At 39.0% G+C, this 14,726-nt stretch carries 14 protein-coding genes; 6 read left to right on the forward strand and 8 right to left on the reverse strand.

Annotated elements, in window-relative coordinates:
* Positions 1 to 159: 159 nt before the first annotated feature.
* Positions 160 to 924, forward strand: coding sequence for a CAP domain-containing protein (locus LD028_RS03910; RefSeq protein ID WP_237810990.1), 765 nt, complete (start codon positions 160 to 162; stop codon positions 922 to 924).
* A gap of 70 nt (positions 925 to 994) precedes the next feature.
* Here LD028_RS03910 and LD028_RS03915 read toward each other — a convergent pair whose 3' ends face one another.
* The 7 genes from LD028_RS03915 to LD028_RS03945 all read right to left on the reverse strand — a co-directional run bounded on the left by LD028_RS03915 (position 995) and on the right by LD028_RS03945 (position 9,309).
* Positions 995 to 3,055 (reverse strand): GDYXXLXY domain-containing protein, encoded by a 2,061-nt coding sequence (locus LD028_RS03915; protein ID WP_237810991.1) that lies wholly within the window; start codon positions 3,053 to 3,055, stop codon positions 995 to 997.
* A gap of 66 nt (positions 3,056 to 3,121) precedes the next feature.
* Positions 3,122 to 3,886 carry an IclR family transcriptional regulator gene (locus LD028_RS03920; protein ID WP_237810992.1) on the reverse strand — a complete coding sequence of 255 codons (765 nt, stop codon included), beginning with the start codon at positions 3,884 to 3,886 and terminating at the stop codon, positions 3,122 to 3,124.
* A gap of 59 nt (positions 3,887 to 3,945) precedes the next feature.
* Entirely contained in the window at positions 3,946 to 6,129 is a 2,184-nt protein-coding gene (locus tag LD028_RS03925; RefSeq protein ID WP_237811004.1) for a malate synthase G, read from the reverse strand.
* A 134-nt stretch (positions 6,130 to 6,263) separates the two neighbouring features.
* A complete protein-coding gene (locus LD028_RS03930; RefSeq protein ID WP_237810994.1) occupies positions 6,264 to 6,914 on the reverse strand; it encodes a TetR/AcrR family transcriptional regulator in 651 nt (216 codons plus the stop codon).
* Positions 6,915 to 6,925: 11 nt separating this feature from the next.
* Positions 6,926 to 7,720, reverse strand: a complete 795-nt coding sequence (locus LD028_RS03935) for an ABC transporter permease (RefSeq protein ID WP_077428282.1) — start codon at positions 7,718 to 7,720, stop codon at positions 6,926 to 6,928.
* 10 nt (positions 7,721 to 7,730) lie between these two features.
* Positions 7,731 to 8,603: an ABC transporter ATP-binding protein gene (locus LD028_RS03940; protein WP_077428280.1), complete on the reverse strand. Its 873-nt coding sequence runs from the start codon at positions 8,601 to 8,603 to the stop codon at positions 7,731 to 7,733.
* Positions 8,604 to 8,721: 118 nt separating this feature from the next.
* The gene (locus LD028_RS03945; protein ID WP_035020463.1) at positions 8,722 to 9,309 is read right to left on the reverse strand and encodes a cell wall hydrolase; all 588 of its coding nucleotides are present in this window, start codon (positions 9,307 to 9,309) and stop codon (positions 8,722 to 8,724) included.
* Positions 9,310 to 9,587: 278 nt separating this feature from the next.
* Here LD028_RS03945 and ric point away from each other — a divergent pair, with 278 nt between their 5' ends.
* From ric to LD028_RS03970, 5 genes are all read left to right on the forward strand, one after another.
* A complete protein-coding gene (gene ric / locus LD028_RS03950; RefSeq protein ID WP_237810995.1) occupies positions 9,588 to 10,292 on the forward strand; it encodes an iron-sulfur cluster repair di-iron protein in 705 nt (234 codons plus the stop codon).
* Between the two features lie 133 nt (positions 10,293 to 10,425).
* Positions 10,426 to 10,866, forward strand: coding sequence for a MarR family winged helix-turn-helix transcriptional regulator (locus LD028_RS03955; RefSeq protein WP_237810996.1), 441 nt, complete (start codon positions 10,426 to 10,428; stop codon positions 10,864 to 10,866).
* Positions 10,867 to 10,922: 56 nt separating this feature from the next.
* Entirely contained in the window at positions 10,923 to 11,321 is a 399-nt protein-coding gene (locus tag LD028_RS03960; protein WP_237810997.1) for a DoxX family protein, read from the forward strand.
* A gap of 11 nt (positions 11,322 to 11,332) precedes the next feature.
* Positions 11,333 to 12,037, forward strand: a complete 705-nt coding sequence (locus LD028_RS03965) for a pirin family protein (RefSeq protein WP_237810998.1) — start codon at positions 11,333 to 11,335, stop codon at positions 12,035 to 12,037.
* A 190-nt stretch (positions 12,038 to 12,227) separates the two neighbouring features.
* Positions 12,228 to 13,205: a LacI family DNA-binding transcriptional regulator gene (locus LD028_RS03970; protein WP_237810999.1), complete on the forward strand. Its 978-nt coding sequence runs from the start codon at positions 12,228 to 12,230 to the stop codon at positions 13,203 to 13,205.
* Between the two features lie 21 nt (positions 13,206 to 13,226).
* Here the strand turns inward: LD028_RS03970 and LD028_RS03975 are convergent, their stop codons facing one another.
* Positions 13,227 to 14,417: an MFS transporter gene (locus LD028_RS03975; RefSeq protein ID WP_237811000.1), complete on the reverse strand. Its 1,191-nt coding sequence runs from the start codon at positions 14,415 to 14,417 to the stop codon at positions 13,227 to 13,229.
* Between the last annotated feature and the right edge of the window lie 309 nt (positions 14,418 to 14,726).

A 14,726-nucleotide genomic window follows, 5' to 3' on the forward strand; every position in this document is an offset into this window, starting at 1 on the left:
AATTTAAAGTAAATATCATTTTGTCTGTCACAATCTTGTCATTTTTAAAAAACAAAAAGAGGAAAAAACATTTCTCAACCATTCCCATCTTTAGTTTGCCTCATCATTGTAAAAACTAACGGTGCATGACGATGAAATATGCCAAGGAGGGATGAGCAAATGATAGCAAAGTTGACAAAATCTATTGCCGCTTTAAGTTTACTTGCCATTGTTGGCTGTAACAACGCAATGGATATGAACAATCGTTCAAACATTTCTGCTTTGCATACAACGCTATCTAGCGATCAATATCCTCATACAAAAGCGATATTGATTCAAGAAGCTCGTTATAAATTTGTTCCAATCGATCCGAAAGACGCAGCCAATCTGCGCACACAAATTGAACGATCGTTGATGGAACAGCAAAGAATGTATATGCAACCAAGACCTTATACGCCAGCACCAAACGCGTATCAACGTCCGAATCAGGTAACGCCGGCACAACCGAACAGACAAACACAACAACCAGCTCAGCAGCAACCAAAACAGACAACACCGACAACAAGTATTAGCCAATATGCACAACAAGTCATTGATTTGACAAATAGAGAACGTGCTCGGGCAGGACTTCCAGCCTTACGTGCTGATGCCCAACTTAGCTCTGTCGCTCAGAAAAAATCGGAAGATATGCGAAAAAATAATTATTTCTCGCATACAAGCCCAACATATGGCTCCCCATTTGATATGATGCGCGATTTTGGCGTTTCTTATCGGACAGCGGGGGAAAACATCGCAAAAGGGCAACGGACACCACAAGAGGTTGTCAACGCATGGATGAACAGCGCAGGACACCGCGCCAATATTTTAAATCGAAACTTCACGCATATCGGTGTTGGATTTGATGGAAATGGGAATTACTGGACACAAATGTTTATCGGGAAGTAAAATTTCCTTACTGCTTTGAAGCGAACTATCAAAAACACCGCCGTCTTCATACGAGACGGCGGTGTTATGCTTATTGTTCAGACACTTTCTCTAACAACGCATCTCCTGTCTTACTCACGCGTACATATGCAAAGCGAGCGCGCTGTTGTATGTCTCCCCCTGTTTTTTCAGGGACAAAATACGTTTCAATTCCATAAATGATCGTATCTCCATATATATTTCCGTTTACTAATACATCCCCTTCTTGATACATATCCCCATTTCGTTTTTTTCCATTTAATGAATAAATGCCAACTAATCGATGAATTCCCGCTTCATCTTTTCGTAAAATGACTTGCACTTTTCCCAACTCATTCATTCCTTCAATTGTCGAAATTTCGTATTGAAGGCGTATATAATCCCCTTGGATAAGCGAACGTGGATCAATTGGTTCAAGCTGTAATTTAATTTGTTGACCATATTGAAGATGTTGTTCTTTATCAAACGTCACATAAATGATAAAAGCACCTTGCAAAATCATGACAACAAAAAGCGGCAACCATTTTTGCTTTGTAACAGAAAACGAAATCGCTTTTCTTTTTTGTACGATCGAAGCAACGATCAATAAACATATACCAACAATCGCTAACGTCATGGATTTATGCAATAAATTCCAAACCCACTCATAATACTTTAGAATCAAAAACAAAAAAGTATATAACCAAGCAATCGATTGTTCCTTTTCATTTGTACGGAAAAAGAGAACAAAGGCTACAAAGCAAAGAAACAGTATGTTCCATACAACATACGTCCAATCCATCTCAACTAAATCAGCGCTCGTCAATAAAAGAAGCGTAGCGAATGAAGAAGCGAGGAACACGAGTCGCTCATACGTATGTTTTGTAACCCAATAAATAATGCCGTAAAAAACAAATACAGCAAATAACGTGTAACGAATGTCGCTCCACTCATCAAGCATCATCATGGCGAAATAAAGCGAAACTGCAATATTCGTCATCGTTCGTACAGCTGCTGGCATTCGCCATGAAACAATAAATAATCCAGCGATATATACACTGATTACGATAAAGGAAATCTCTGTTACGCTAAACGCACCGAGCATATATCCAATCGCAAGCAACGTGTAACGAACAACATCGTTCCATCTTTTCCATAACAGCCCAGGAACAACAAATAAAAAAACAGATATACTAAACAACCAATAAGGAGAAAACACATCAAACCAAAACGATAATAACTGCATAATACTTCCAATTGCAATGACCGAAGCTACCCCTGTAACGATGGTTTGAAAAGCAACGAGGAAAACTTTTTCTACTTTTCCGTTACTTCGCTTTTTCATCCAACGAAGCACATAAATGCCTATATAAACGATGATGACAGCTAATACAAGCCCAAATATATACCAATTCCCACCAAAGTGCCGTTCAACAAAACGGAAATATTGTACGACCCAAAACATTCCTGTAAATAACACAGTACATATAAAATACGGTTGTTTTTTTACATATATTAAAAACAACACAAACATAAAAGCATGTACGTATGGCCAAAAATGAAACTGATCCATGGAAATCCCTTGAACAAATACAACAAATAGCCAACTATGCATCGCGAAATACGATAGAACAGACAAGATGGATGAGCGTCCAAGAAGTGCAACCATTCCATTTATTACAGCAAAAAGCAATAAAATAAAAAACGACGGCCATTCTCCACGTTCGATTTGATACGAAGACGGAAAATAGTAAAACCAAAATGTAAGCTGCAGCAACCCAAAACTGAATATAGAGAGAAATCGACCGCGAGTAAGCCATGCCAAAATAGCAGTAGGAATAAACCAAATAAAAAACAACAAAAAGCTATCAGCGTGTGAATTATACACTTGCCCAATTAATGCAACACAAATCCCGAACGTAATCGCTCCAAAAATAAGTAACCATTTACTAAAAAAATGATGGCGAAAAACCGTGGCGCTCAGGCCATAAAACAAAATCATAAACCCAGCACCAATCCCGACTTTCGTCAACCGTCCAAGCTCCGGCCAATTCGAAGCAAAAAAATAAACAAGTGCTGAAACGAGAAACAAAAGCCCAAGCAAGTAGGTTGTTTTCACAACACGTTGTGCCATAAAGCGGCCTCCTTAAACATCCTTTTTAACATTATACTATGACTAGAGGCCAAACGTATATATTATTCATCGATACCCGAGCCGCTCGGAAATTTGCTTACCTATCTTTTTCATTTGCACGTAGAGCTGCTCGAGGCGCTCATCAGTCATTCGAATCGTCGGTCCAGAAACGCTGACCGCAGCGATCACTTGTTTCGTATGATCGAAAATCGGAACGGCAACACATCGTATACCGTATTCATTTTCTTCTAAATCGAGCGCATAACCGCGTTTTCGAACACATTCAAGTTCATGAAACAACACTTCTCGCTCTGTAATCGTATAATCTGTATGTGGCGGTAGTCCTTTTCTTTCTAAAATGTCCATGACAACGTGCTTTGGTAAGTGCGCTAAAATCGCTTTCCCGACAGCCGTACAATGCATCGGTGCCCGCTTTCCAACTTTCGAATGCATGCGCAACGTTTCATTTCCGTCCAATTTTTCAATATAAATCACCTCACCTTGATCGTACACAACAAGATGCACCACTTCATTCGTCATTTGTTCTAACTCACGTAAATACGGCTTTGCTTCTTTACGCAAATCAATCGATTCCAACAACTTCGAGCTCATTTCTAAAAATTTATAGCCAAGTTTATAACGCTCTGTTTCTTCATCTTGTTCGATATACCCATGCTCAACAAGCGTTGATAATAACCGATACACTGAGCTTTTATGAATGCCAATTTGCTTAGCAATTTCCGTTACACCTACGCCATGACGATAGTTGCTTACCATATCGACAATTTGCAATGCTCGGCTGACTGATTTCACAAGCGAATCTTCCCTCATTACGTTTCCCACCTTTAACATAATAACGAGGGCACTCGTATAGAATGCCCTCCGTCTTACTATTGTTTTACATGTGCATATTTTGCTTTTGCTTCTAAACGACGACGATGTAAGATTGGCTCCGTATAGCCGTTTGGTTGCTCATAGCCTTTAAAAACAAGATCGCACGCAGCTTGGAAAGCAACTGAATTGTCATAATCAATCGACATTGGCCGATATGCTGGGTCGTCTGCATTTTGTTCATCAACAACTTTCGCCATTCGCTTCAGCGTTTCAAGTACTTGTTCTTTCGTACAAATGCCATGATGCAACCAGTTGGCAATATGTTGACTTGAAATACGCAACGTTGCACGATCTTCCATGAGACCGATGTTATGAATATCCGGTACTTTCGAACATCCAATCCCTTGATCAATCCAACGAACGACGTAACCGAGAATACCTTGTGCATTATTGTCCAGCTCTTGTTGGATGTCTTCTGGCGTCCATCGCGGATTAATAGCAACAGGAATTTGTAATATGTCGTCACGATAATTTTTCATATGTTTTCTCAACTCATCTTGCACCGCAAATACGTCGACCTTATGATAATGGAGTGCATGTAACGTCGCTGCTGTTGGGGACGGCACCCACGCTGTATTCGCTCCTGCTTGCGGATGCGCAATTTTTTGCTTTAACATTTCGGCCATCATATCAGGCATTGCCCACATGCCTTTACCAATTTGAGCGCGTCCTTGAAAGCCTGTCGCCAATCCCACACTAACGTTTGATTTTTCATAGCCTTGCAGCCATGTCGATGATTTCATTTCGTTTTTCCGAATCATCGGACCCGCTTCCATGGACGTATGAATTTCATCTCCTGTGCGATCTAAAAAGCCTGTATTAATAAAAACAATTCGATCTCTTACTTGATAAATACAATTTTTTAAATTCAACGTTGTCCGTCGTTCTTCATCCATTACACCAATTTTAATCGTGTTGCGTTCAAGACCGAGCATATCTTCCACACGATCAAATAATTCGTTCGCAAATGCTACTTCTTCTGATCCGTGCATTTTTGGCTTTACAATATAAATGGAACCTTTTCTTGAATTGACGTATTTTCCATTACCAAGAAGCGAATGTTTCATAATTAACGTCGTCACAACCGCATCTAAAATGCCTTCATACACTTCTTCTCCGTTTTCAAGCAAAATTGTATTGTTTGTCATTAAATGTCCGACGTTGCGTACAAACATAAGTGAGCGTCCTGGCAAGTTGAGCGTTTCGCCGCTTGGCGTTGTATATACACGATCTGGATTTAATTCGCGCGTCACCTTTTTATTTCCTTTTGTGAAACTTGCCGTTAAATCACCGCGAACTAAGCCGAGCAAATTGCGATATACAAGCACTTTATCTTCCGCGTCTACTGCGGCAACGGAATCTTCGCAATCCATAATCGTTGTTAAAGCTGACTCTAAATAAACGTCCTTAATACCTGCTGGATCCGTCTGTCCAATTGGATGAGTACGATCAATTTGTATTTCAATATGTAGGCCGTTGTTTTTTAATAAAATAGCGGATGGTTGTGTTGGCGAACCTTGATATCCGACAAATTTTTCTTCATGTTGTAACGTTGTCGTTTGTCCATCTTTTACGGTGACAGTTAATGTACCATTTACGACAGCGTATTGCACAGCATCTTTATGCGAATATCCACGAAGCGGTGCCGTTTCATCTAAAAAATCACGCACATAAGCAATGACTTTCTCACCGCGCACCGAATTGTATCCCTTTCCGCGCTCTGCACCATCTTCTTCACTAATGACGTCTGTTCCATACAACGCATCGTACAAACTTCCCCAACGGGCATTGGCTGCATTGAGCGCGTAACGTGCGTTTGTAATCGGAACAACAAGTTGTGGCCCCGCTTGTTTAGCAATTTCATCATCGACATTTTCTGTCGTAATTTCAAAGTCCTCGACTTCCGGCTCTAAATAGCCGATTTCCTGTAAAAACGATTTATATTGTTCAAAATTGAACTGCGAACGATGTTGTTTATGCCATTCATGAATTTTTTCTTGCAGCTCATCGCGTTTGGCAAGCAACGCTTTATTTTTTGGTGTTAACTCATTAATGAGTTGCTCAAAGTTTTTCCAAAATTTATCTTTATCTACTTGGTTATTTGGCAATACTTCTTCAACGATAAATTCATAAAACAACTTAGCGACTTGCAAACGCCCAACTTGTACATATTCTCCCATCATCATTCCCCTTCCCCTTTTTTGTTGCGTATTACGAAACATAGTTTCAAATTTCTCGAAAATATCATACCACATAAAAACAGAAAATTTCAATAATTTTCTTACAATGAATAAAGGCGGGAAAAGCCCCGCCTTCACTTGTAAATTCCATATTTTATAACATCCACATATTCATCTAACTCCCGTACAAGCAAATCCCCTTGTCGAATGGGATCATATTGTTTATGTTTATACAGTTGCATGTACTTATTTGATAATTGTTCCACGATCAACATCGTCATGCGCACGACCGTCTCAACACATACATCATCACGTAATGTTTCTTTGTGCAGAAGGTCTTTTAAAAAAATATGTTGCAATTGAAAATCTTCAGCATATGTTTCATAGTGTTTTGCGAGCAGTTGTTCCATTTCTTTTTTTACCGCTTTTGGTGGATTAGCGACTGCATCAATGACTAGTTGTGTTTCACGCGGATATTTCATAAATATTTGCTGTTTAGTAAGTACAATTTGTTTTATTCGTTCAAAGAAATCGTTACATCTTATTTCGTTTACTGCTTCCATCGTCTTTTCAGTCAACAACTGTTTTGCATAATGAACAACATATAAATATAAATTTTTTTTGCTTTTAAAATAATGAAATAACAATCCCTTTGAAATGCCAGCGCGACTCGTCATCACATCCGTTGATGCATTGTCGTATCCGTTTTGGACAAACTCTTCGATCACGGTTTGAATAATGAGTTTCTTTTTTTCTTCCGGTTGCCTTTCAAACGCTTCGTACAATCAAATCCCCCTCACGTGACGATATCTTTCTTTTGATAAATGACATATGCTACAATAATGCTTACACTCATGATTACAATCATCAAAACTGTATACAACCAGTCCATTTGAAGCTCGTTAATAATCGGTGCTGCATCGACATATTTAAACGGACTCACATACTTTAAAAACGATAAATCGTCAGAAATACTTGACATCATATTCATAAAATAAGTGACAAAGACAAGACCGAGGGCAAATGATGATGCATTTCTCGTTTTACGCATTATCGTTGATAATAAAAACGCCACAGCTGCAAACGTAAAGTGAAGAAATACTGTTGCCAATGTCAGTAAATAAACAGCCTTCAGTGATACATCGTATTCTTTAGCCATTTGAAAACCAATAAAACTAACAAGCAAAGAAACCGCATTTAAAATAAGAATGTTCACCGCCACAACAAGCCATTTCTTTGTTAAAATTTCACTTCTTGTTACTGGTTTAGCGAGTAAAAATTCAATCGTTTTATCATTCTCCTCTTTTGCAACGATGTTGGCAGCTAACATCGCTGCATAGACGCTACCAAGTAACGTCGTCATCGTATATACACGAACACCGTAATACCCAGTTAAATCACCAATGCTTAGTTGATCCATTCCAAATGCTTTAATCATCGCTGGGGGCAACGATTGAAGAAGTTTTGTGACCTCTTTTTGTTGCTCTGCAAACTGTGGAAAAATACTTAACGTTAAAAGAACGAGCCCGCCAATCACAACGCTCCAGATGACCAATGATTTTGCGTTTCGTTGCCATTCTCTTTTAAACATCGTCCATCCCTCACTTTTCGTAATAGTGCATAAACACATCTTCAAGAGACGGTTCGCTAATCGACACATCTTTGATGCGCAGACTGTGCAGCTGAGCAATGAGTTCGTTCATATCTCCTTTATATAACATCGTCATCTCGTTGCCTTTCACTTCTTTGTTTACAATACCTGACAAATCAAATGTCATATGTTGCCCTTCTTCAAACACGACCGTCACGTGTTTCAAATGGTTTTTCGTTAAATGCTCAACCGTTTCCACCTGAATTAACTTTCCTTCCTTAATAATTGCTACACGGTCGCAAAGCTTTTGTACTTCTGAAAGAATGTGTGAAGAGAAGAAAATCGTTACACCTTTTTTTCGTTCTTCCAAAAGTAGTTCAAAAAATGTATGCTGCATGAGCGGATCTAATCCACCTGTTGGTTCATCTAAAATTAGCAATTTTGGCTCGTGTAAAAGCGCCTGAACGATACCGACTTTCTTTCGATTTCCAAACGATAAATCTTCAATTTTTTTATGCACATCTAAATCAAGACGTTCAGCTAACTGTTTCAATCGTCGATCTGACACTTTGTAAAATGATGCCGAATACGTCAATAAGTCGATTACTTTCATATCATCATAGTAATGCACTTCAGAAGGTAAATAACCGACATGTCTCCGAATTTCTTTTGCATCTTTCACAATATCTTTCCCGAAAATTGTAGCACTACCGCTTGTTGGATAAATAAAATTTAATAACGTGCGAATCGTTGTGCTTTTTCCTGCCCCATTTGGCCCAATAAACCCAAAAATTTCTCCTTCTTCAATTGAAAATGTAACACCGTCAATCCCTCGGTTGTTTTTATACATTTTCGTTAATTGATTGACATTGACAATCCCCATTATTTCGCCTCCCTCGGCACTATTTAACCATTGACCAACAAGTCAATTCCATTATATAGAATTTTGACTGATTAGTCAATAAAGAATAAAAAATAATCCCCCTACACTCGTAGAGGGATTATTTCGCAAATACATGATTTCCAATAACAACTGTCACTTGACGTGAGCGGATCCATTCGCTTTTCGCCGTTTTTGGATTGTAAAAATATAATGATCCGCTTCCTAAACCGCGAAAAGCAATGGCTTCTTCAACCGCTCGATATGCTTCACGATCTGCTGGTTTGTTAATCTCTCCATTTTGTACAGGAGTAAACGCATAATATCCCCCAGAACGCTCATAAATGACTTGGCGAATCGTATTCGGGAAATTCGGATGATCGACACGGTTCAAAACGACAGTTGCCACCGCTACTTTTCCTGCATATGGTTCCCCTTTTGCTTCCGCATGAACAAGACGGGCCAATAAATCTTTATCAGCTTGAGAAATCGGTTGCGGGATGCGCAATGTTTCACCAACAAACAAAACGTCCGATTGTTTTTGATTTATTCGTTGGAGTTCAAGCAATGAAACATTGTAGCTTTTCGCAATCGTCCAAAACGTTTCACCTGGCTTTACGTAATGAACTGTCGTTTGCGCATTCACTTCAGTTGTTGAAAAACAAAAAGCAACTACAAACATAGAAGCAAGTGCTAGTAATCTCCTCATGTTATCCCTCCTAGTCCGTTGCTCGCTTATAAGACTAGCAGGGATTTAGCAATCTATCATTATCTAATTTATGGAAAACACCCGGATCATATGGCGCTCAAAGCCCGAGAAGGTATATGGAAATTTATTCATAAACTATTATACTTTCAATATGAACAGTTTATTTGTCAAAGTTTTTTCCAAAATCACAAGAATCATGTGATGAGCATCACAACAAACAGACAAAAAAGAAGATATGATTACATTGTAAATATCAATACATTTCGGAGGAGAAAATTATGGAAAATATATTCAATGCACAATCGACGGTCGGTGAAATTGTGGCGATGTTCCCAAAAGCGAGCGATTTGTTTAAAGCATATAAAATTGATTTTTGTTGCGGTGGAAATCGTTCCTTATCTGAAGTGCTCGCTGAAAAACAATTAGATATAGAAACAATTTTAAGCGAGCTACAATCAATGTATGAAAAATCGCTTGAAAAGGTAGAAAAAAACTGGATGGAGGCTTCCTATACAAACTTAATCGAGCATATTGTTCAAAAACATCATCATTTTTTAATGGAAGAATTGCCACAACTTAGCCCATATGTAACAAAAGTGGCACGCGTTCATGGTCCCACACAACCACACTTAGTTGAAGTGCATAAGCTGTTCAATGAGCTAAAAACCGAACTAGAACAACATTTAATGAAAGAAGAAACAAAAGCATTTCCATTAATCATCCAATTCGAACAACATCCGACAAAAGAAAATGAACAAGCGATGAGAGAAGTTATTGAAGAACTTGTTACCGAACACGATACGGCAGGAGATATTATTAAAGAAATTCGCAAAATCACGAACGATTTTACACCACCTTTTGATGCATGTGGAACGTATCGACTAGTTTACAATCGGCTTGAAGCGCTAGAGGAAGATCTATTCACTCATATTCATCTTGAGAATAATATTTTATTTCCGCGCATTCTTGACGAAAATAAATAAGGAATCATCGGTGCTAGTCGAAAGCGTGTGGCTGAACTAGCACCTTATACGATATCCATAAAAACAACTATATTGACAACTTACTTTTCGTAAGTTTATAATTATCTTGAAATCAAGATAAAGGTTGATGCACATGAGCCAAAACGATCAAACATTATCATTAAAACTATTCATTGTCCTTTCTAGAGCACATAAAGCGGTGTCGGAACATGTAAAACATGACATTCAACGTTACGGACTAAATCCAACGGAGTTTGGTGTTCTCGATTTGCTGTATCATAAAGGAGCGCAGCCGATCCAGCAAATCGGTGATAAAATTTTGCTTACAAGTGGAAGCATGACATACGTCATCGACAAACTCGAAGAAAAAGGATATATCGTCCGGCAACGTTGTGAAAAGGACCGCCGCATTACGTACGCTGTTATTACTGAAGAAGGAAAAGCACTAATGGATCACATTTTCCCGCAGCACGCACAAAAAATGTTGGAGATTTTCCAATCTTTGTCCACAGATGAAAAAGAAATGACGATTCACTTGCTCAAAAAGATAGGTCTTTCATTAGCGCCTTTTTAAAGGCCTATCGCACAACTTTTATCTTGAAATCAAGATATATGAAAGGAGAAATGATTATGATGCACATTGGTATTTTACTTATCCGTCTCGCTGTCGGTTTAACTTTTGTCGGTCATGGCGCGCAAAAGTTGTTCGGATGGTTCGGAGGATATGGCTTAAAAGGAACGGGAGGATGGCTTGAATCGATCGGACTAAAACCTGGTGTGACTATGGCTTTACTCGCTGGCTTAGCTGAATTCGTCGGTGGATTATTGTTTGCCCTAGGGTTGTTCACCCCATTTGCAGCTTTGTTAATCGCCGCAACGATGATCGTTGCCATTGTAAAAGTACATGCACCAAATGGGTTTTGGGTCACACAAAACGGCTTCGAATACAATTTTATTTTAATTGCTGTTGTGATCGGCATTGCTCTTATCGGCGCAGGCGACTACTCAATTGATGCACTTATAAAATAAGGAGGCACACCATGATTCACGTATATCCTGCACATGAACGATTTGAATCAAACCACGGTTGGTTGCAAAGTTATTTTAGTTTTTCATTTGCTGAATATTTTGATCGAAAAAATATGAACTTTGGCCCATTGCGCGTATTTAACGATGATATCATCGCGCCACAACGTGGTTTTGGAGCTCACCCTCATCAGGAAATGGAGATTGTGACAGTCGTCTTAAAGGGACAGCTCGAACATCGCGATAATCTAGGCAATCATCGCATCATTTCGTTCGGTGAAGTACAACGAATGACAGCTGGAACAGGTATTGTACATTCAGAGATAAATCCGTCTACTACAGAAGAAGTCAATCTGCTACAACTTTGGTTTTTACCTGACACATACGGTCTTACCCCATCATACGAACAAGTTTCATATGATATTGAAAAAATGAAAAATCGTTTATTACCTATTGTTTCGAAAACACAAACAGGTGATCAAGTTGCTTACATTCATCAAGATATAACGATGTATTTATCCGATTTAGAAAATAATCAGCACATAACATTCCATCAACAAGAAGGACGTCGCATATACCTGTTTGTTATTGAAGGAGAACTCGTATTAAATGATGATACAATGTTACAACGTCGCGATGCCGCGCGTATAACAGATATAACAACATTGCATATCACCGCAAAAACAAACAGCCGTTTTATGCTCATTGATTTACCGTAGTTGCCAGCTTGCCCATGAAAACGGGCAAGCTGATCTTCTTTTGGAAAAGACTTTTTTCATCATTATGCTACTCGATTTCTGTCAATCCAACATCATTCTGACTAAAATCCTCCTGAAATATGAAACCTTTTACACCTCCATCAAAAAAGAAGTAAAATATAACTATACGTTGTCAAAAGCAGGTGAAAATATGGCAAATATTCGTGAAATCGCAAAACGTGCAGGCGTTTCTGTTTCAACTGTCTCACGTGTTCTTAATGGTTATCCATATGTTAAAGAAGAAAAACGAAAAGCCGTATGGGACGTCATTCATGAATTAAATTACAAAAAAAATATTAATGCTGTTCACTTATCAAAAGGAAAAACGAATATTGTTGGAGTGATGTTACCGACCATCAATCACCCATACTTCAGTATGATTGTAGAGGGAATTTCCGAAGAAGCATTGCGATACGGATACCATCTTCTCTTTTTTCAAACAAACTATGATATACATAAAGAACAAGAAGCACTTGAAATGTTGCGTGTCAAGCAAATGGATGGTCTCATTATTTGTTCGCATACCATTCGTCTCGAAACCATTGCATCCTATGCAGATGATGGTCCAATCGTTTTATGTGAAGATACATCAGAGCCGCATCTGTTTTCCGTATACATCGACCATTACCATGCCTTTGCGCTTGGAATGGATTACTTAATAAAAAAAGGACATTCAAAAATCGGATATTGTCTTAGTCGGCCAACGAGCATCAATAGCCAAAAGCGGATGGCAGCCTACAAAGATGCGCTTCAACGCATACATGCCCCGATTCGTCCTAATTGGATGTTTCATCATTGTTTGCATATGAATGATGGGAAGCGAATTGTATCTACTATTCTTTCTCTCGAGGAAAAGCCAACCGCTCTACTCGTTGCTAGCGATCAAGTTGCTGCAGGAATTGTTTTATGGGGAAAAACGTATGGATTACATGTTCCAAACGATTTAGCTATCGTTAGTTTTGATAACCATCCTATTTCAGAAGCGTTGCATATCACGACAATTGAGCTACCTCTTTCGCTCATGGGAAAAAAAGCTTTCCAGATGATATACAACCATTTCATAAACGAAAAGACAGAACCGAAAAAAGAAAAACTACCCGTCCGCTTGATCGAACGGGCATCAGTATAGTGGCAAGCTTCCCGCTTGCCACTATGCTTCTTTCGGCAACCAAAATGTCAACACGCCAAACAAAGGAAGAAAGCTACACATAACCATAAGTGTTTTTAGCGTATACACGTCTGCAATTTTTCCGAGTGCAACCGCTCCAAGCGCCCCCATTCCAAATGCGAGACCAACAATTAATCCAGAAGCCATCCCGACATTTCCTGGAAGCAATTCTTGTGCATAAACAACAAAAGTAGCGAAACTAGACGATAAAATAAAGCCTGTGACAAAAACAATTGGCAAAACAAAATGAAGTGGCACATATGGCAAAATGAGTGCAAACGGTGCCGTACCGAGCGTGGATGCAAAAATTAAATTTCGTCTCCCAAATCGATCAGCAAGCGGACCGCCAAAAACGGTACCGATCGCTCCAGCAATCATAAAAACAAATAAATAAAGCTGCGCCTCACGAATGGAAATATCGTAATATTTCATCAAATAAAATTGATAATAATTTGAAATTCCAGCATAGTACCACGAACGTGCAAATACTAGCAACACGAGAAGAACAAGGGCAACTATAATTCGTTTGCTTGTATGCTTCTTTCCTTCTATCGTTCTGTTCGGACGATTTTTCAATTGATGCAGCTGAAGAGCATACCATTTCGATACCCAAAATAAAATGAACATTCCAATGGCTGCAACAATGACAAACCAACTTGCTCCTTTTTGACCGAACGGAACGAAAATGAGGGCGGTGAATAGCGGAGCAAGGGCATTCCCTGTATTGCCACCAAGTTGGTAAATGGATTGAGCGAATCCTCTTTTCGCCTGTGCAGCAAAATAAACGACACGTGAACCTTCTGGGTGAAATACAGCTGAGCCTAATCCGATAAATAAAACGGATAATAGAACAAAGAAAAAATTAGGCGCAAACGCCAACCCGATCATCCCTAACATGCTCGCTCCCATGCCGAGCGGCAAAAAACTCGGCGATGGATAGCGGTCGGAAAACAATCCGACAACCGGCTGTAGGATAGACGAAGTCATATTAAGCGTAAACGCAATCCAACCGATTTGTGTATAAGATAAGTGCATTGATGATTCTAAAATCGGAAATAAAGCCGGAACAACAGCTTGCATCGCATCATTTAGCAAATGACCAATGCTAATAGCAATTAAAATCGGATACACGACAGTTTGCATATTTGCACGCTGTTCAACACTTGCTTGCATTTTCCTCTCTCCCTATAAAACAAATGGAATATTTACATTATAATACCTTCTGTCAATATTTCAATTTTTTTGCTTACTCATAAAAAGCGCCTCATCACATAGATGAGACGCTTTCAGACTGTTGACAAAATGGTTGGAAGACACCTGTCTTTCAAACATTTTGTTCCATTTTGGCATTTGTCTCCCTTGATGAACCGACGAAAATAACGACATACATAATTGAAAAAGAGGAGAGATGCCCATTCTCCATAGGCAGTTTGCTAATTTCTTTAAATTCATCGCAGCACAAACAAGCATCGCCTGCATCTG

The organism is Anoxybacillus sp. LAT27 (assembly GCF_022030075.1).
GTDB lineage: Bacteria > Bacillota > Bacilli > Bacillales > Anoxybacillaceae > Anoxybacillus > Anoxybacillus kestanbolensis.